Here is a 17,774-nt window from a genome sequence, read left to right as displayed (position 1 = left end):
ATCTTTTAGGAGGAGGGGTAATATGCACAGATTCAGAACATTTATGGCAAAGACAGGAGCTGCGGCTCTTGCAGCATCTATGATTTTTCAGACAACAGCATTTGCAGCGCCTGCAGAGGAGCTTGGAGAGATTTTCCGGGCGCAGAGCGAGGCACAGACACAGCCGGAGTCGCTGCTCAGTGAGTTTCTGGGGGCTTCCAAACTGGGGGAGGCGATGAAGGAAAATGGCTTTTCCGTGCAGGTAAAGGCAGGGCTTTTGCCGGAGACGATCGGCATGGCCGGTGTGGAAGGAATCCTGAGCGAGGACAGTCATATTTCTTTCGGTTTCCGCAATGATCCGAACCAGCACAGGTGGCAGTTTGACGCAGGAGCAGGACTGACAGAGGAATCCTTGCTTGATATGAGTCTGTATGGAGATGAAAACTGTCTGGCACTTTCGCTGCCGCAGTTTTTTGCAGGGGCGCTGTCACTGCACGCAGGAAGCCTGAAGGAGCAGTATGGACAGGCGGCGCTTGCTCAGATCCTGGGAGAAATACCGGAAGATTTCCCGGATATACAGATGAGTTTTTATCCCTCCGGCAGTCTGACTACCCCTGTGGCAGGAGCGTTTGATCAGCTGAAGGATGAGGTTTTCTCCCGCGCGATCGAGACGGTAGAGCAGGCGTCCGTAGAAAAAGAGGAAAAGGGCGATACTTCTGTTTATACCGTAACTGTATCGACAGAGGATATCCTGAAGTTTTATGAATCCTACATGGCAGCGTATGTGTCTGCACTTTCCGAGCTTGGCATAGCAGGCACGGAGACGCTCGAATCAGAGATGGAAGAGGAGCTGAGTGCCTCCTGGCAGGAGTCGCTTGCTTCCCTGGAGCAGGCAATGGGCGAGGAGCTGTCTGTAGATATTACTGTGAAGGATGGCCTGATCCAGGGCTACCACTTTGAAAGCATGATAGCGCTTGACAATACCGGGAATACAGAGCCGGAGTATGAGGAAATGCTTACCGGGGAGACCGCAGGCACGACCGATACAGCTGTGACAGAAGAGTCAGAGGCTGCGACCGATGCGGCTGTAGCAGAAGAACCGGAGACTGTGACCGATGCGGCTGTGGCAGAAGAGTCAGAGGCTGTGACCGATGCGGCTGTGGCAGAAGAGTCAGAGGCTGTGACCGATACAGCTGTGGCAGAAGAGCCGGAGGCTGTGACCGATGCGGTTGTGATGGAAGAGACCGAGATGGGCTATATGACCTGCGATTTTACGTATGCTGATCCGTCAGACCCGGGAAAAGGTCTCAGATATAAGTTTACTATGAGTACAGGCTATGATACGGCAACGATCCTCTGCAATATTGATTCTGTGATCAATGGAACGGTGCAGACCTATTCCGGCACATATGATGTGTACATGTGGAGCGAGGATATGAACAGCCTGATGATCATTCCGTTCACAGCGACCTTTGATGCGCAGACGGGTGATCTGAATGCAGACGTAGAATTTACGGATGGGGCAGACTCCATACAGATGAAGCTTGACAGTACATTCCGGCAGCCGGAGGAAGGCAGCGGATTTATCTGGACGGTGGATGAGCTTTCAATGTCTTCTATGGGAGAGACGCTTGGTGTGAGCGGAGAGGTATCCGTCACAGCAGATCCGGGTGAGCTGGCAGCACCGGAGGAGGAACGGGTTGTTCTGGAAATGACGGAAGGTGAGCTCGTGGATCTCGTGAATGAGGTGCTGACAAATGTCAATGTCTGGGCGGGACAGTTTGTCCCACAGGATAGCGCAACGGATGCGGTGGAAGCTGCACTGGAAGATCAGATGATAACAGATGCAGGAGAATTCGAAACGGAGACGGAAAGCGCTTTGGACAGTGCGGCTGAAGAATAAGCAGAGACAGACACAAAAACATAAAATACAGGGGTGCAAAATACATTTGGCAGTATTTTGCACCCCTTCTTTTTTGAAGGACCCGGCGTCTCAGCCGGCGATTGTATTGAGCTGTTCCAGAAGCTCATCAAGAGGACTGGTATCGGGAGTGGACGGCTGGTTTGACTCTGTTTCCATCTCTGATTCTGTATTTATTTCCATATCCGTTTCTATATCTGTTTCTATCATTGTCTCTGATTCTGTTTCCGTAATTGTTTCGGTCTGTGTTTCTGTCTGGGTTTCCGTCTCCGGGATGAGCTCTTCAAAGATATCCGGATAGATAATCACAGAGTCTGTCTGTATCTCTGTCTGTGGAGCGGGCTCGTGGAGGGCACATTCTCTTCGGGGCTGTGTCCCTGCGGCAAAAACTTCCTCGTACGTTCTGGGACAGGCTCCCGGGACGGCAGGCTTATGTGAGTCACTGCAAAGGGTTACAGAGACGATGGAGTCCGGTCGGGAGAAGTCTTTTTGAGGGAGACCGGCATGGAGCCGTTCCATGACGGCGGACCACAGCGCCTTATTGTAGGAGTGAAAGGAGGAGCCGGAGGGCAGCGCCTGATTGTTGTCATAGCCGCCCCAGACACTGCAGGTATAGTAAGGGGTATAGCCGACAAACCAGATATCCTTGTAGTCTGAGGTAGTGCCGGTTTTTCCGGCAACACGGTGTCCTCCCGCAAAGACCGAGCCGTAGGCAGTGCCGGATGGAGAGGAGACAACGTCTTCCATAGCGTCTGTCAGCAAAAAAGCCGTCTCTTCGGACAGAACAGAATGTGTCTCCTGCTGTGTGTGATCCAGAAGGACATTGCCGTGCCGGTCCATGACCTTTGTGAAAAATTTTGGCTCTATATAGGTCCCGCTGTTTGCAATGGCGGCATATGCGCCGCACAGTTCCAGATTGGTTACACCTTGTGTAATGCCGCCGAGTGCAAGCGGCTGGATGATATCGGAGGAGGTTCCCTGTGCGGTTTCATAGGATTCGTGGAGCGTGGATATGCCGAAACGTCTGGCGTATTCGAAGCCGGTCTGCGGAGAGATCTCGGTGATGCATTTTACTGCGATCACATTGATCGAGCGTGCGATCGCCTCCCGGATCGTGGCGCTACCGGAGTAATCGGTAATGTCCCAGTTGCTGATGGGGGTACCGTCACTGTATTTACTGGGCTCGTTTTTGTAGGATGTGGCGAGCGTCTGATGGAATGCGTCAAGCGCCGGGGCATATGCGGTAAGGATTTTGAAGGTCGATCCGGGCTGTCTGGTTGTCTCAGTCGCACGGTTCAGTGTAAGACTGGCAGTTTTTTCGCCGCGGCCTCCGATAATAGCGCGCACGTACCCGGTTTTCTGATCCATAATAACAAGAGACGCCTGAGGCTGCGGAGACAGAGTGAGGCGTTCGCCGACCACCTGCAAAGGAGAAGGAGCATCTCCTAAAATATGTGACCGGAACAGATCTGCACAGGTCTGCGCTTCTTCTTTTGTCTCGCACATCAGATCAAAAGCAGGATCCTTCGTCTGACGAATATAGCTGCGCAGTGCTTCTGAGCCATAGTGTGTCACCAGCCCCGTTTCGTCAGAGACACTTAGGGCATAATCAATGCCATACTGTGTTCCATCCGGAAAATTTTCAGGATTTTGGAATTCTTCGTCACAGATTTTCTGAATGGACGGATCCTGAGCAGAGAAAATGCGCAGACCACCGCTGTATACGGCGCGGTACGCCTGGTCAGAAGAATAACCGGCTTCCTTTTGGAGCGCCTCTGTGACCTGATCGATCAGCGCATCCTCGTAATACGTATACACAGATTCTTCGTTGTAAGTTTCATTAAAGGCATGGATGCGCGCGTAGACGTCGTCCAGACATGCGCTTTCTTTTTCAGATTGTGAAATATAGCCCTGTTCCTGCATATAGTTCAGCACAGTCTGCTGGCGTTTTTTGTTTGCATCCGGGTTTGTGACCGGATTGTAGCGGCTGGGATTCTGGGGGATCGCAGCGAGCACGGCACATTCTGAAAGCGTCAGCTCCGAGGCGTTTTTACCGTAATAGCGTCTGGCCGCCGCCTGCACGCCGTAGCATCCCGAGCCGAGATTGATCGTGTTGAGATAATCCTCCAGGATCTGTTCCTTAGAAATGCGGTCTTCAAGCTTAATTGCGAGATACTGTTCCTGCACCTTCCGGGAAAAACGGTCCTGAAAGGAGGTTTCCAGAGTCCATTCCGTAAATACGTTATTTTTAATCAGCTGCTGCGTGATCGTACTTGCCCCTTCTGAAAAAGAACCGTTTGTGATACCGGACCAGAAGGCGCGGGCAATCCCCCGGATATCAATACCTCCGTGGGAGTAAAATCGCTCATCTTCAATGGCAATGATCGCATGCTGCATCGCTTCTGGTATTTCGTTAAGTGGAATGATGTCGCGGTTGGAGGAGGACAGTGTCAGACGGCGCAGCGGATTTCCCTCCTGATCGCAGATATAGGTGGCGGATTGCGTCGGAGAGACGGTGATATCATCAATATCAGGCGCGGCAGCGATCAGACGCCATATCGCAGCAGAAAAAATAAAAAAAATGGCGAAAAGGGCTGCGGCAGTCAGCACAAGGATCCGTTTCCAGGGAAGGCTGCGAAGCTGAATTTTCCGGGAGCGGTGTGTTTTGGGGATTTTTGGGATATCTGGCACGCTGCCCGTATGGGCGCTCTCCTTTTTTGGCTGCGTCTTTTTGTTCATAAACAGGTCCTCCTTTGCTTACATCCGTTTGTTAACAGTATCTCTGTTTTCTGGAACCTTATTCCACACTTGTAAAGCAGGGGCTTTTTTGGTACTATAGGAAAAGGAAAAAGCTGCTGTCTGATCATGCAAAATGGAGATACCGTATCCGGATGGCAGCGTCATATAAAGGAAGATATCGTATGATGAAGATTGTTTATAAAGGCGGAGAGGGAGAACTGATCGAGAAAAAATCACGTTTTATCGCGACTGTGATCCCGGCAGAGAGTGAGCAGGAGGCGTTGGATTTTATTGCCGCTATGAAAAAGAAGTACTGGAATGCAACACATAACTGTTTTGCCTATGTGATCGGCGAGAATTATGAGATCCAGCGCTGCAGCGACGACGGTGAGCCGCAGGGGACGGCGGGGCGGCCGATGCTGGATGTTCTTCTCGGGGAGGAGATCCACAATGCAGCAGTCGTGGTGACACGGTATTTTGGAGGCACACTGCTTGGGACAGGCGGACTCGTGCGCGCTTATTCCCGCAGTGTGCAGGAAGGGCTGCGCGGCAGTGTTGTGATAGAAAAAAAGGACGGAGTACTGCTTCAGATCAGGACGGACTACAATGGAATAGGAAAGATCCAGTACCTGTTGGGACAGCGAGGTCTGACAGTCACCAATTCTGAGTATACGGATATTGTGACAGTAGAGACACTCGTGCCGGGGGAACAGATCGAAGAGCTGCGTGAGGCAGTGACAGAGGGGACAAACGGCCGCGCCGGATTTCCAGAGCAGAAACCGGTGAGCTTTGCCTTTCTTGACGGAGAGCCGCTGATCTTTGCGTAAAAATAATGAGATATTTCCAGGCGGAGTATGGAAAATATGCATCAGAAAGGAAACAGGCAGACAGGTGCGCACTTATCGGGCGCAGCATCTGACGGTATCAGATCATGAAGGATTGTAAAATAGAAAATACAGACTGCCGTGCAGCAGTCGGTGTGTTTGATTCAGGTGTAGGAGGACTGACAGTAGCGCGGGAGATCATGAGAAATCTGCCGAATGAGCGCATTGTGTATTTCGGAGATACTGCGCGGCTGCCGTACGGAAGCAAATCAAAAGAGACGATTATCCGGTTTTCCCGCCAGATCATCCGTTTTTTGCGCACACAAAACGTAAAGGCGATCGTGATCGCCTGCAATACAGCGAGTGCGCTGGCGCTTGAGGAGGTAGAGAAGGAACTGGATATTCCGATCATCGGAGTAGTAAAACCGGGTGCAAGAGTAGCCTCCGGTGTGACAGAAAACGGGCGCATCGGTGTGATCGGTACAGAGAGCACGATCAACAGCCACATGTATCGCCAGATGATCCGGCAGATTGATCCGACGATCACGGTGTATGGAAAGGCATGTCCTCTGTTTGTGCCGCTTGTGGAGGAGGGATGGCTAAAGGATCCTGTCACAGAAGAGGTGGCAAAGAGATATCTGGATGAGCTGCTGCGCAAGGATATTGATACGCTGATCCTGGGCTGTACGCACTATCCGCTGCTGCGGTCTCTTGTAGGAAGGATAGCCGGTGATGCAGTAACACTTGTAAACCCGGCATATGAGACAGCCAAGGAGCTGGAGCGTCTGCTTTTGCAGCGGGGGATCGCAAACCCGGGCGAAAAGGAGCCGGGACAGGAGCCGTACCGCTTTTTTGTGAGTGACGCGGCTGATAAGTTTAAAAATTTCGCAAATTCGATCTTACCGTATGACGTGGAAACGATCCGGAAGATCAATATAGAGGAATACTAAGATGATAAAGGAAGATATTTTGGTCAGTGTAAAGGGTCTTCATACGCTGGATAAGGATGGAGAACAGGAAGAGATCGAGGTGATCTCTCCCGGGAAATATTATTTTAAAGACGGGAAGCATTATATTTTTTATGAAGAACAGCCGCAGGATGGAACACAGCGCATCCGAAACCGGATATCGTTAAAGGACGGCTTTCTGGAGGTGCAGAAAAACGGAGCGATGAGTACCAAAATGGTTTTTGAGCGGGACAAAAAGAGTGAAAGCTGGTACAATACACCGTTTGGAAATCTGCTGGCAGGTGTCACGGTCACAGATATGCAGGTAAAGGAGCAGGAGCAGGAGCTTGATATCTGCGTGGAGTATGATCTGGAAGTCAATTATCAGCGCATTGCCGACTGCCGTATTGAGATAAAGGTGATGGAGAAGGACAGCGGCCTCTTTCATTTAAGGTAAAAAAATCCCTCTTTGGACTGGAAGCCATCAGGCGTCCGTCCCGAAGAGGGATAATTTTTTTACTCTTGTGCGCCTGGCGGCGCACGTTTCTAACGGGTGCAAGTCCCGAATTCGCCCGGTAGTGGGAAGGATATAGCCGAAGGCAAGGGTGTCCATCGTGAGATGGAATCTGAAGGAAGCCAGATGTGGGAAACTTACTAACCCACGGGCAAACCTCTGGTCTGACGGACAGAAATCGCATATAAGGCTGTACATGAGGGTAAGTCTGCAAGACAAGATGAAGCCCGATAACTACACGGAATCATGTGCAGTAAATGCGGCAGATGGATGGAGGGAAAGAAACGTGTGGTACCCAGGGAGGTCTGTACGGAACGCTCTGAAAAGAGTAACCGTTATCGGAAGGTAACGCTGAACGTACAGAAGTCAGCAGAGGCCATAGTAGTTGATTTTTTTTCAGCGAAGGGCTGAATCAATAGGAGTCTTTCGTACGACTGGGAAAGGAGGAATGGGCAGAATGGGTACAGAAAACAGAGAAAGCTGCTCACAAAGAGATAGCGCGGAACGCAAAGGGTATGTGAGAGCGCACCGCTCATTCAACCGGATATGGAAGGAAAGGGACAGTGCAGAGCCAGATATCCTAAGTAAGATACTGAATAAGGATAACCTGAACAGAGCTTACAAAAGAGTGAAGGCGAACAAGGGAGCGCCAGGAGTTGATGGGATGACTATTGAAGCGGCGTTACCATGGTTGAGGGAGAATAATCACGAACTGGTAGAAAGAATCAGGAAGGGGAAATATAGCCCTTCCCCAGTCAGGAGAGTGGAGATCCCGAAGCCGGATGGAGGGACAAGAAAGCTAGGAATCCCTACTGTCATAGACCGCATCATCCAACAGGCCATGGCACAGCAGCTGATGCCAATCTATGAACCTCTGTTCTCGAAGGACAGTTATGGCTATCGTCCGGGTCGAGGGGCAAAAGACGCTGTCAGGAGGATAAAAGAGTACATCGAGCAGGGATATACGAGGGCAGTCGTCCTCGACCTGTCGAGATACTTTGATACGCTGAACCATACGATACTGCTGAACCAGTTGAGGAAACAGGTAAAAGATGAAAGAGTGGTACAGATGGTAAAGCGATATCTGAAGAGCGGAGTGATGGAAAACGGTGTTGTAACAGAGACGGAGGAAGGCTCCCCGCAAGGAGGAAATCTATCTCCACTCTTAGCAAACGTGTATCTGAATGAATTCGACTGGGAGTTTCACAGGCGGGGTGTGCCATGCATCCGCTACGCAGACGATATCGTACTGCTGGCGAAAAGCGAACGGGCCGCAGAGCGACTGCTGGAATCCAGCACGAAATATCTGGAGGAAACGTTGAAACTGAGAGTGAACCGGGAAAAGAGCCGGACAGTCAGTGTATTCGCAATCCGAAATTTTAAGTTCCTTGGCTTCTGTTTTGGGAAGAACGGAAAAGGAATCTATATCCGAGTCCATGGAAAGTCATGGGAGAAAGCCAAGGATGAACTGCGCAGGCTCACTTCCCGGAGCAAGTGCGGAAGTGTCGTCCGAACTATGGAAAAGGTAAAAGTCTACATGAGAGGATGGCTAAACTATTATGGGATAGCGGATATGAAGAACAATATCGAAAGCGTGAACGGATGGCTGTACCGCCGGATACGGATGTGTATCTGGAAACAGTGGAAACTGCCAAAGACCAGGAGGAGAAAGCTGATAGGACTGGGGTTATCAGAGTGGGCAGCATGCGAAGGAGCATACAGCAGAAAATCCTACTGGAGGATGTCTAACACGGGTGTGGTCAAAAGAGCATTAACAAAAGAAAGACTGATAAACTGGGGCTTCTATGATTTAGCCACAGCCTATCAGTCTCTGCACATCAACTATTGAAACCGCCGTGTACCGAACGGTACGCACGGTGGTGTGAGAGGACGGCGGCTAATCACCGCCTCCTACTCGATTATTTTTTATTCTTTGTTTTTCTTTCTGCGGAATTTATCTTTTGTCCTTGCCCAGAAGCCTTTCTTCTTCTGTACCGTCTCAAGCGGACCGCGGACACCCTTCACTTCCATAATATAGATACCGCTGACAACGGCCTTTACCTCTTTCTTTACAGGAATGGTATCAAAGATCGCGGCATCGCTGACGAGTGTCATGATCCTCGGACCGATCTTGGCTTTTACGATCGGCAGCTTGGAGCGGCGCATAAGCTTTGGCGTCTGGTCGATCACCATCTGCGGCAGCCCCGACTGTTTGAGCGGCAGTCTTTTTTTGTCAATGACCAGCATCGAGACGGTCTGCTTCGCAGCCTCCATCTGCTCCTGCTGCACCGCCTGTTTTTTCTGCATTTTCCGTCCGACAAAATAAAGGACAACAAGACCTATGACAAGGATCAGTAGTATGATAAGTAAAACATTTAAAGCAGACATATGTACCTCCGTGTGTTTATAATCCGAAATATATTCTATCATTCTTTGGAAAAAAGTGCAATCATTCTTTATTTTTTCTTAAAAACACACTTTGTTCACCAAATACAGAATGGACTGTGCTATAATCGTGCAAGGACAAATTTTATTTCAGAAAGGATCGACGATATGAGAAGAAAGAATTTAATGGCAGCTTTGCTTTGTACTTTTGCGATGACAGCAGCTTCGATCGCGCCAATGGCGGTTATGGCTGAGGAGACAGAAACTGTGACGGAGGCCGCAGAGACTTCGGCAGAAGAGGAGACACAGAGCGAGGAAGCACAGACAGAGGATACGCAGGAAGATGCAGACGGCGAGGCGCAGACAGATACAGAGGCAGACGGGGAGACAGAGGCACTGCCGGAGCGTCCGGATTATCAGGCGCTCGACTATGTGACACTCGGTGAGTATAAGGGGCTGACGGTTGCAGATCAGCCGATCGAGGTGACCGAGGATCAGATCGATGAGGTCGTACGTCAGAATATTCAGCTTTCAGACGCGATGGAGACAGTGACAGAAGGTGCGGTCGAGGACGGAGACACCGCGAATATCGACTACGAAGGAAAGCTCAATGGCGAGGCCTTTGACGGAGGCACAGCAAAAGGATACGATCTGGTGATCGGCTCAGATTCTTTTATCGACGGATTTGAGGATGGACTGATCGGAGTGGCAGTCGGAGAGACGATCGACCTTCCGCTGACATTCCCGGAGAACTATGGCAATGCAGACCTTGCAGGAAAAGAGGTTGTATTTACAGTTACTGTAAATGAGATCAAGCGTATGCCGGAGCTGACAGATGAGCTGGCTTCTACGATTTCTGACGGAGAATATACGGATGTGGCAGGATATCGGGACAGTGTCCGCACAGATCTTGAAGCACAGGCGCAGGAGCAAAGAGATACGATGCTCAAATCAGATCTGCTCACACAGGTAGCAGGCAATTCCAAGATCAACGAGTACCCGCAGGAGATGGTGGACTACGGTGTGGCAAATATGGATTCCTACTATCGCAGCATGGCAGAGCAGTATTCCATGGATTTTGAAGAATTTCTGAGCTCTTTTATGGGGCTGACGGAAGAGGATTTCTCTGAGCAGCTCGTGATGGCTGCACAGCAGAATCTCCAGCAGGAACTGTACCTCAAAGCGATCGCTGAGACCGAGGGCATCGAGGTGACAGATGAAGACCTCGCGGCGGCAGCGCAGGATTTTGGATTTGAGACAGCAGAGGAATTTATCGCAGCGTACGGCGAGGACGTAGTGCGCATCAGCGTTCTGCAGGATAAGACATTAGACTTCCTCCTTGATAACGCAGTGATCGAAGAGGCACAGGCCGATACAGAAGGCGAAGAGGGTGAAACAGAGGCTGCAGAAGCACAGACAGAGGCTCCTGCAGATGAGCCGGAAGAAGCAGACAGCGAGGTGCAGACGGAAGCAGTGACAGAGGCAGCGACAGAGGAGCAGACTGCGGCAGAGTAATATGCAGCGGGGGAGAGTTCATGAAAAAAACAGGGATGATTTTAGAGGGCGGAGGACAGCGCGGTATCTTTACGAGCGGAGTGCTTGACAGCCTGATGAAGAAAAAAGTGATGGTCCCATATGTGATCGGCGTTTCGGCAGGAGCCTGTAATGCAGTGGATTATGTGTCGGGGCAGATACTGCGTACAAAAGAATGCATGCTTGACGCACAGCTCGACTATGAGCTGTACGGTATGCGCACCATGATGAAGACCAGATACTTTATGAACATGGATCTGATTTTTGACCAGTTTCCAAATCACGATTATCCGTTTGATTTTAAATCCTACGTGAAGTCTCCGACCAGATGCCTGCTGACAACGACAAACTGTCTGACCGGCCGGGCGGAATTTATTGAGGAATATCATGATCAGAAGCGTATGATGGCTGCCTGCCGGGCATCCTCGAGTCTGCCGTTTGTCTCTCCCATAGTGGAAGTAGACGGGATACCGATGCTCGACGGAGGGATTGCAGATTCTGTGCCGGTCCAGAAAGCGATCGCAGATGGCTTCGACTATAATATCGTGATCCTGACCAGAGGGCGCGGCTATTATAAAAAAGAGGGCGCTTCCACGGTGGCAAAGCTGGCAAGGATCCATTATCGGAAATATCCGATGCTGGCACGCGCACTGATGCGGCGCAGTCATATCTATAACAGAGAGATGGATCTGATCGACCGACTGGAAAAAGCAGGCAGAGTTTTTGTGATCCGTCCGGAGCTGCCGTGTGTGAGCAGGACAGAGCGTGACCTGGAGAAGCTGGAGGATTTTTACTGGCATGGCTATGAGATGGCAGAGAAGCTGTATCCGGCGCTGAAGGACTGGCTGGCGCAGCGGGAGGAATGTGTGAGCAGGAAGCGGATACTTCTGCATCGGTAATCAAAATAGATATTTAACAGGCAAAACAAAAAGCATATCCTACAAAGCCCCACAATCTATCATAGGTGGAAGGGCGGGAAGGATATGCTTTGTTTTTGTATATTCGTTATAAAAGAGTGCAGAACGTAGCGGCTGCCTGCGAGTGTATTACTGTGCGTAACGTCTTACAATCCCGCGCATTACCTTTACTGCGAAGTCCATACCCTCTGCTGTGATGTGCTCGTAGGGGCCGTGATATGCATAGCCTCCTGTACCGAGGTTCGGGCAGGGCAGACCGCAAAAGCTCAGACGGGCACCGTCTGTGCCGCCGCGGATCGGAGCTACATCAGGCTCCATGCCAAGCTCGCGGATCGCATCTTTGGCATTGTCGATCAGGTGCATGCAGGGAGCGATGACCTCCGCCATGTTGCGATACTGCTGATGGATCGTCAGTCTGGCAGTGCCTTCTCCATATTTTTCATTGATGATCTTTTCGATGTGCCGGAGTGTTTCCTGACGGCTTTCAAAATGCGCGCTGCTGTGGTCGCGCACGATGTACTGGAGCTTTGCATGCTCTACGGTTCCTTCCATATCGGTCAGGTGGAAAAAGCCTTCATACAGTTCCGTGTGAGCCGGAGTCTCGGCAGAGGGAAGCATGCTGTTGATCTCCATCGCGACAAGTGAGGCATTGATCATAGTATTTTTGGATTCTCCCGGATGGATATTGAAGCCATTGATCTCGAACTCTGCGCCGCAGGCGTTGAAGTTTTCGTAAACAATCTCATTTTCGCAGCCGCCGTCTGCCGTGTAAGCAAACTGAGCGCCAAAGCCGGGAATATCAAAATCAGCTGCCCCGCTTCCGACCTCTTCATCAGGAGTAAAGCCGATACATACTTTTCCGTGTGGTTCGTTGCTGTCTATCAGCTCTTGCGCAAGAGTCATGATCTCCGCGATCCCGGCCTTGTCATCTGCTCCGAGCAGAGTCGTGCCGTCTGTTGTGATCAGTGTGCGGCCTTTTAAGCCGGACAGATGTGGAAATTTTTCCGGAGAGAGTGTTTTGCCGCTTGTGCCAAGCGCTACTTCACCGCCGTCATAATTTTCGTGGATCTGCGGATTGACATGCGCTCCGCAGAAATCCGGCGCGGTGTCAAGGTGCGAAATAAACCCGATGGCTGTCTTATCCTCGTATCCCGGTGTGGCAGGAATAGTTCCGTAGACGTAGCAGTTCTCTCCTACGCGTGCGTCTGCGATCCCAAGTGCTTTCATTTCTTCTACAAGTACCCGCGCGAGGTCAAACTGACGCGCAGTTGTAGGTACTGTCGTACTGTTTTCATCGCTTGTTGTGTGGATTTTTACATAGTTTAAAAGTCTTTCATATGCCCGCAATTTACAATTCTCCTATCTGATATATTTTAAATCTATGATATTACTATAGCAGTGACGGAAAGGTTTGTAAAGAATGAGACATTGGACTTTTCTTTTCCTGATTTTGTTTTATAATAGGAGTGGCTGTATATTAAAAAGATGCGGTCAGAAAAGAGTGAAGGTGAAAGAAATAAGAGGAGGAGACGGCGATGAAGGTTATTTTAATAAATGGAAGTGCAAAGAAGAACGGCTGTACAGCGGCGGCATTGGAAGAGGTAGCGCGGACTCTGCGCGAAGAAGGGATTGAGACAGAGACATTGTTTGTCGGAAATGAAGCTTTGCCGGACTGTATGGGATGCGGTAAGTGCCGCGAGACGGGAAAATGTGTTTTTGACGATCTGGTCAATGAATTTGTTGAAAAGGCGGCTTGTGCGGACGGCTTTGTGTTTGGATCACCGGTCTATTATGCACATCCGAGCGCAAGGCTTCTGGCATTTATGGACAGAGCGTTTTATTCAGGAGGAAAACATATGAAGCATAAGCCGGCGGCAGCAGTGCTGAATGCACGCCGTGCAGGTACAACGGCTTCTATGGATGTGGTAAATAAGTACTTTACGATCAATTCTATGCCGGTTGTTTCTTCGACCTACTGGAATGATACGCACGGCTCTCTTCCGGAAGAGGTGCTGTCAGATAAGGAAGGCCTGTCCACCATGCACAATATCGGAAAGAATATGGCATGGCTGCTCAAATGTATCGCGCTTGGAAAAGAACAGGGAATCCATGCGCCGGAAAACAAAAAAGAATTTACGAATTTTATTCGATAGAAAAATGTTGTAAAACAAGACAGAAAGAAAAATTGTCCCCGGTAAGAAACGCTGCGCCTGCTTACCGGGGATATTTGTATGCAAAATTGAAAATAAAAAGCAGCGGACGCTATCTTTTTGTTTTTTTGCGGTGTTAATATGTAGGAAGACCTGCACAGCACAGCTGTTTGATGCAGGACTTTGGAAGCTTTTTCAGGTTTGAGATGGAAAGGACGCAGATTTTATGTGCGAAGGGAGGGAAGCGGATGCCCGGTGATTTCTGGTCTGTGCGTAAAATGAAAAATGGAGATGAGCGGGCATTGGAAGCATTTGTGCGGGCGTATTATCCTTCCATTTTGAAGTATTGCTACCGTCATGTATTTGATGTGGACGCGGCGGAGGATCTGACGCAGGAGACCTTTGAACATTTTTTTGGCTCGCTCGATCGTTACCGGCACTACGGAAAAGCTCTGAACTATCTGTATGTGGTGGCAGGAAATCTGTGTAAAAATTATTGCCGCAAAAAGAAGGAAATCGTATTTTCACAGATTGCAGGCAGTACGGCGTCGGGCAGGTCAGAGGAGGCTGTCTTCGTGCAGGAAGGCAGGGAGATGTGGCACAAACAGGGGGATACTTCCGGCGCACAGGGGGTGCTGCGCATGGATCTGGAGCGGGCGGTTGCCCAATTGCCGGAGGAGCTTCGGGAGGTAGTGCTCCTGCATTATTTTCAGGAGCTTAAACAAAGGGAGATTGCAGAAATCCTCGGGATCGGACTGCCGCTTGTGAAATACAGAATAAAAAAAGCAAGGGAGCAGCTAAAGGATATATTAGGACAGGAATATGTATGACCGTCTGGCGCCTGCCGTGAGAAGAAAGGGTATACGGGCATGGCCGCAGATGGAAAAGCAGGGAAGGGGGCACCAAAATGATAGACACCCATCAGAGGAAGAAGGACGAAAAGCGGGTATCTTGGGAGACAGGGATACAACCAAGAGAAGAAAAAATACTTCTGGCGATCCAGGGATCAAAGGAAGCGCTGTACAGAAGTGAAAAAGAGAAAACTCTTACGCAGCTGGAGTTTCTGTACGGGCAGATGAGATATATGAAAAAGTACTGGTGGCTGCTGCAGGCAGCGGTGCTCGCAGCATTATGGTGGATCATGTATACCGCGGGGAACAGCTTTTATGTGCAGAAAAGTATGGGGGTAATGGCGCCTCTGTTTGCTGTTTTACTGCTGCCCGAGCTGTGGAAAAACAGGACGAGCGGTGCAGTGGAGATAGAGGGTGCGGCGTATTACTCTCTGCGCCAGATATATGCGGCGCGTATGATGCTTTTTGCGCTGGCAGATATCCTGCTGATCAGCACGTTTTTCCTGGCATCGTCCTTTACTCTGCGCATCACGGCATGGGAAATGTCGGTACATTTTCTGCTCCCATTTAGCATCACCTGCTGTATCTGTTTTGGAACGCTTTGCAGCAGGAGATGGGGATCGGAATATCTTGCTGTGGGGCTTTGCCTGCTCTGGACGGTGATCTGGGTGAGGATCATTCTGGACGAGGGGCTGTATAAGAAGCTGTCGGCTCCCGTACTGCTGTGCACTATTTTGCTGTCCGCTCTGTATGTGTGCTACAGCGTATACAGAACACTGAAAAATTGTGAAAACTGCTGGGAGGTAAATGCGGGATGGAATTAGAGATAAAACATTTGAAAAAAAGGTTTGGTGCGGCTGCGGCGGTAGATGACGTCTCTTGTACGATGCATCAAGGCGTGTACGGGCTGCTAGGAGTAAATGGGGCAGGCAAGACAACGCTGATGCGGATGCTTTGTACGCTGGTCCATCCGACTGCCGGTGAGATTACTTATAATGGAAGAGATATTTTTGAAATGGATGCGCAATACCGCAATCTCCTGGGATATTTACCGCAGGAATTTGGGTTTTATCCTGATTTTACTGTGGAGGAGTATCTTTCGTATATTTCTGCGATCAAGGGGCTGCGGCCGGCAGTGGCAGGCAAACGGACCCGTGAACTGCTGCGTCAGATGGGTCTGTCTGAGGTACGAAAGAAAAAGATGAAAAAGCTCTCAGGAGGAATGAAACGCCGGGTGGGTATCGCGCAGGCAATACTGAATGATCCGGAGATACTGATCCTGGATGAACCGACTGTCGGCCTGGATCCAAATGAGCGGATCCGGTTCCGCAACCTGATCAGTGAGCTGGCGCACGAACGGCTTGTGCTGCTTTCTACGCATATTGTCTCGGATGTGGAATATATAGCAGATCAGATTTTACTGATGAAGGATGGAAGGCTGATGCACAGTGGGACTTCGGAGGAGATCGTAGCAGCGATGGAGGAACGGGTGTGGAACTGTGTGGTGTCTCATAAGGAGGCTTCAGAGTGTATGCGCCGTTATAAGGTGGCGAACGTAAAGCCCGCACAGGAGCAGCTTATGCTGCGGGTCCTCTCTGCCGAAAAGCCGATGGCAGACGCGGTAGAGCTTGAGCCGACGCTGGAGGATGCGTTTCTGTATTATTTTGGAAGTCCGGCACAGGAATTTGCAAAAGGAGGAGAGCATCATGGTCTATTATGAAATAAAAAAAGTTTTTTCCAGGATGAGCAGCAGGATCGCGCTGACGCTTCTTTTGGTGACACTGGCAGTGACCTGCTGGTTTGCAGTTATGGGAGTATATTATGTAAATGAAAATGGAGATGAGGAGAAGGGGATCACGGCGATTCATAAGCTGCGCGAGCAGAAAAAGGAATGGGCAGGACTGCTGACAGAAGAACGCATCGCAGAGGTGATCTCTGAAAATGCCAGGATCAATGCTACTGCACAGGCAAAGTCAGAAGATTTTCAGGAAAATGATATCGCGTACAGCAAAAAACAGGGATTTGATGATATACGCCGCCTGCTCGTGTATTCGTATGGGGATTTCAATAATTATGATTATTATCTTCCAGACAGGCTTTCTCCGGATGACGCAGGGATGTTCTATCCAAACCGGATCCTGCATCTGGAGGAGTGGCTGCGGGGGGATGCGAAGGACCTCTTTACAGAACGGGAAAAGCAGTTTCTGATCGAAAAATATAAGGGGCTGGAGACTCCGCTTGTGTATGACTACATGGAAGGGTGGCTTCAGGCATCGCAGTATGCTCCGACTGTCATTATGATCACGGTACTTTTGCTGGGATTTCTGACGGCAAATATTTTTTCGGGAGAATTCCAGACGAAAGCGGATGCCGTCTTTTTCAGCTCCTATCATGGAAGAAAAAAGGCAATAACAGCAAAAATAAAGGCAGGCTTCTGGATTACGACCGGGATTTACTGGATCGTTATGCTGCTGTATAGCGCGGTTGTGCTGGGGATACTCGGAACGGACGGAGCCAGCTGTCCGATACAGGCCGTGCCAGGAGGCTGGAAGAGCTTTTATTCTGTGACGAATTTACAGCAGTATCTGCTGGTACTGGCAGGAGGCTATATAGGAAGTCTGTTTTTGATGTTCCTTACCATGCTTATCTCTGCAAAGGTACGCCTGGCAGTGGTGGCAGTGACGGTTCCTTTTATCATGATCTTTCTTCCATCGTTTTTAAGCACGGACAGGATCGCTGGTCTCTTACCGGACCAGCTGCTCCAGATGAATATGGTTATCAGGCAGTTTAATCTGTATGAGCTCGGAGAAAAAGTGCTGGGAGCAGCACCGATTCTTCCAATTTTGTATACAGTACTTACTCTTGTGATGATACCAGTACTGTACCAGATCTATCGCAGGGCACAGCTGAGGTAAGACACAGAACGCAGGGCACCGTAATATGCACCCGGAGAAGCATTTTACGGCAGCCCTCTTGTTTTTTGCAGATTATGTGGTATGGTATAATTATACATA

At 49.9% G+C, this 17,774-nt stretch carries 16 protein-coding genes; 13 read left to right on the top strand and 3 right to left on the bottom strand.

Annotated elements, in window-relative coordinates; all coding sequences use genetic code 11:
• Positions 1-22: 22 nt before the first annotated feature.
• Complete coding sequence (locus tag QOX44_RS02350) at positions 23-1,882, top strand: hypothetical protein (RefSeq protein ID WP_283681071.1); 1,860 nt, start codon at positions 23-25, stop codon at positions 1,880-1,882.
• A 90-nt stretch (positions 1,883-1,972) separates the two neighbouring features.
• Here the strand turns inward: QOX44_RS02350 and QOX44_RS02345 are convergent, their stop codons facing one another.
• Positions 1,973-4,639 carry a transglycosylase domain-containing protein gene (locus QOX44_RS02345; RefSeq protein ID WP_283681070.1) on the bottom strand — a complete coding sequence of 889 codons (2,667 nt, stop codon included), beginning with the start codon at positions 4,637-4,639 and terminating at the stop codon, positions 1,973-1,975.
• 182 nt (positions 4,640-4,821) lie between these two features.
• On the opposite strand from QOX44_RS02345, the gene QOX44_RS02340 reads away from it, so the two are divergent.
• The 5 genes from QOX44_RS02340 to ltrA all read left to right on the top strand — a co-directional run bounded on the left by QOX44_RS02340 (position 4,822) and on the right by ltrA (position 8,773).
• Positions 4,822-5,466 carry a YigZ family protein gene (locus QOX44_RS02340; protein ID WP_283681069.1) on the top strand — a complete coding sequence of 215 codons (645 nt, stop codon included), beginning with the start codon at positions 4,822-4,824 and terminating at the stop codon, positions 5,464-5,466.
• A gap of 104 nt (positions 5,467-5,570) precedes the next feature.
• Positions 5,571-6,413, top strand: a complete 843-nt coding sequence (gene murI, locus QOX44_RS02335) for a glutamate racemase (RefSeq protein ID WP_283681068.1) — start codon at positions 5,571-5,573, stop codon at positions 6,411-6,413.
• A gap of 1 nt (position 6,414) precedes the next feature.
• Positions 6,415-6,867, top strand: a complete 453-nt coding sequence (locus tag QOX44_RS02330; protein WP_283681067.1) for a DUF1934 domain-containing protein — start codon at positions 6,415-6,417, stop codon at positions 6,865-6,867.
• 327 nt (positions 6,868-7,194) lie between these two features.
• The gene (locus tag QOX44_RS02325) at positions 7,195-7,335 is read left to right on the top strand and encodes a hypothetical protein (RefSeq protein WP_283680641.1); all 141 of its coding nucleotides are present in this window, start codon (positions 7,195-7,197) and stop codon (positions 7,333-7,335) included.
• A gap of 46 nt (positions 7,336-7,381) precedes the next feature.
• The gene (gene ltrA / locus QOX44_RS02320) at positions 7,382-8,773 is read left to right on the top strand and encodes a group II intron reverse transcriptase/maturase (RefSeq protein WP_283681000.1); all 1,392 of its coding nucleotides are present in this window, start codon (positions 7,382-7,384) and stop codon (positions 8,771-8,773) included.
• A 77-nt stretch (positions 8,774-8,850) separates the two neighbouring features.
• Here ltrA and QOX44_RS02315 read toward each other — a convergent pair whose 3' ends face one another.
• The gene (locus tag QOX44_RS02315) at positions 8,851-9,312 is read right to left on the bottom strand and encodes a hypothetical protein (protein WP_283681065.1); all 462 of its coding nucleotides are present in this window, start codon (positions 9,310-9,312) and stop codon (positions 8,851-8,853) included.
• Positions 9,313-9,477: 165 nt separating this feature from the next.
• On the opposite strand from QOX44_RS02315, the gene tig reads away from it, so the two are divergent.
• Both tig and QOX44_RS02305 read left to right on the top strand, forming a co-directional pair.
• Positions 9,478-10,824 carry a trigger factor gene (gene tig / locus QOX44_RS02310; protein WP_283681064.1) on the top strand — a complete coding sequence of 449 codons (1,347 nt, stop codon included), beginning with the start codon at positions 9,478-9,480 and terminating at the stop codon, positions 10,822-10,824.
• 20 nt (positions 10,825-10,844) lie between these two features.
• On the top strand, positions 10,845-11,741 hold the full coding sequence (locus QOX44_RS02305; protein ID WP_283681063.1) for a patatin-like phospholipase family protein: 897 nt from the start codon (positions 10,845-10,847) through the stop codon (positions 11,739-11,741).
• A gap of 147 nt (positions 11,742-11,888) precedes the next feature.
• On the opposite strand, the gene pepT is transcribed toward QOX44_RS02305, so the two are convergent.
• Positions 11,889-13,106, bottom strand: a complete 1,218-nt coding sequence (gene pepT / locus QOX44_RS02300; RefSeq protein WP_283681062.1) for a peptidase T — start codon at positions 13,104-13,106, stop codon at positions 11,889-11,891.
• Between the two features lie 188 nt (positions 13,107-13,294).
• On the opposite strand from pepT, the gene QOX44_RS02295 reads away from it, so the two are divergent.
• The 5 genes from QOX44_RS02295 to QOX44_RS02275 all read left to right on the top strand — a co-directional run bounded on the left by QOX44_RS02295 (position 13,295) and on the right by QOX44_RS02275 (position 17,675).
• On the top strand, positions 13,295-13,912 hold the full coding sequence (locus QOX44_RS02295) for a flavodoxin family protein (protein ID WP_283681061.1): 618 nt from the start codon (positions 13,295-13,297) through the stop codon (positions 13,910-13,912).
• A gap of 170 nt (positions 13,913-14,082) precedes the next feature.
• On the top strand, positions 14,083-14,739 hold the full coding sequence (locus QOX44_RS02290) for an RNA polymerase sigma factor (protein WP_331488296.1): 657 nt from the start codon (positions 14,083-14,085) through the stop codon (positions 14,737-14,739).
• A gap of 77 nt (positions 14,740-14,816) precedes the next feature.
• The gene (locus tag QOX44_RS02285) at positions 14,817-15,584 is read left to right on the top strand and encodes a hypothetical protein (RefSeq protein WP_283681060.1); all 768 of its coding nucleotides are present in this window, start codon (positions 14,817-14,819) and stop codon (positions 15,582-15,584) included.
• Positions 15,575-16,480, top strand: coding sequence for an ABC transporter ATP-binding protein (locus QOX44_RS02280; protein WP_283681059.1), 906 nt, complete (start codon positions 15,575-15,577; stop codon positions 16,478-16,480). Before QOX44_RS02285 ends, QOX44_RS02280 begins: the two co-directional genes overlap by 10 nt.
• Complete coding sequence (locus QOX44_RS02275) at positions 16,467-17,675, top strand: ABC transporter permease (RefSeq protein ID WP_283681058.1); 1,209 nt, start codon at positions 16,467-16,469, stop codon at positions 17,673-17,675. Before QOX44_RS02280 ends, QOX44_RS02275 begins: the two co-directional genes overlap by 14 nt.
• Positions 17,676-17,774: the final 99 nt, after the last annotated feature.

It is taken from the genome of Parablautia sp. Marseille-Q6255 (genome assembly GCF_951230155.1).
Classification (GTDB): Bacteria; Bacillota; Clostridia; order Lachnospirales; family Lachnospiraceae; genus Choladousia.
Note: the sequence above shows the minus strand (reverse complement) of the source record. Positions and strands in the feature narration are given on the sequence as shown.

Excerpts from the sequence above, each read along its gene's own strand:
- QOX44_RS02350 (WP_283681071.1), top strand. The coding sequence starts at position 23 with ATGCACAGATTCAGAACATTTATGGCAAAGACAGGAGCTGCGGCTCTT.
- QOX44_RS02345 (WP_283681070.1), bottom strand. The coding sequence starts at position 4,639 with ATGAACAAAAAGACGCAGCCAAAAAAGGAGAGCGCCCATACGGGCAGC.
- QOX44_RS02340 (WP_283681069.1), top strand. The coding sequence starts at position 4,822 with ATGATGAAGATTGTTTATAAAGGCGGAGAGGGAGAACTGATCGAGAAA.
- murI (WP_283681068.1), top strand. The coding sequence starts at position 5,571 with ATGAAGGATTGTAAAATAGAAAATACAGACTGCCGTGCAGCAGTCGGT.
- QOX44_RS02330 (WP_283681067.1), top strand. The coding sequence starts at position 6,415 with ATGATAAAGGAAGATATTTTGGTCAGTGTAAAGGGTCTTCATACGCTG.
- QOX44_RS02325 (WP_283680641.1), top strand. The coding sequence starts at position 7,195 with ATGGAGGGAAAGAAACGTGTGGTACCCAGGGAGGTCTGTACGGAACGC.
- ltrA (WP_283681000.1), top strand. The coding sequence starts at position 7,382 with ATGGGTACAGAAAACAGAGAAAGCTGCTCACAAAGAGATAGCGCGGAA.
- QOX44_RS02315 (WP_283681065.1), bottom strand. The coding sequence starts at position 9,312 with ATGTCTGCTTTAAATGTTTTACTTATCATACTACTGATCCTTGTCATA.
- tig (WP_283681064.1), top strand. The coding sequence starts at position 9,478 with ATGAGAAGAAAGAATTTAATGGCAGCTTTGCTTTGTACTTTTGCGATG.
- QOX44_RS02305 (WP_283681063.1), top strand. The coding sequence starts at position 10,845 with ATGAAAAAAACAGGGATGATTTTAGAGGGCGGAGGACAGCGCGGTATC.
- QOX44_RS02295 (WP_283681061.1), top strand. The coding sequence starts at position 13,295 with ATGAAGGTTATTTTAATAAATGGAAGTGCAAAGAAGAACGGCTGTACA.
- QOX44_RS02290 (WP_331488296.1), top strand. The coding sequence starts at position 14,083 with ATGCAGGACTTTGGAAGCTTTTTCAGGTTTGAGATGGAAAGGACGCAG.
- QOX44_RS02285 (WP_283681060.1), top strand. The coding sequence starts at position 14,817 with ATGATAGACACCCATCAGAGGAAGAAGGACGAAAAGCGGGTATCTTGG.
- QOX44_RS02280 (WP_283681059.1), top strand. The coding sequence starts at position 15,575 with ATGGAATTAGAGATAAAACATTTGAAAAAAAGGTTTGGTGCGGCTGCG.
- QOX44_RS02275 (WP_283681058.1), top strand. The coding sequence starts at position 16,467 with ATGGTCTATTATGAAATAAAAAAAGTTTTTTCCAGGATGAGCAGCAGG.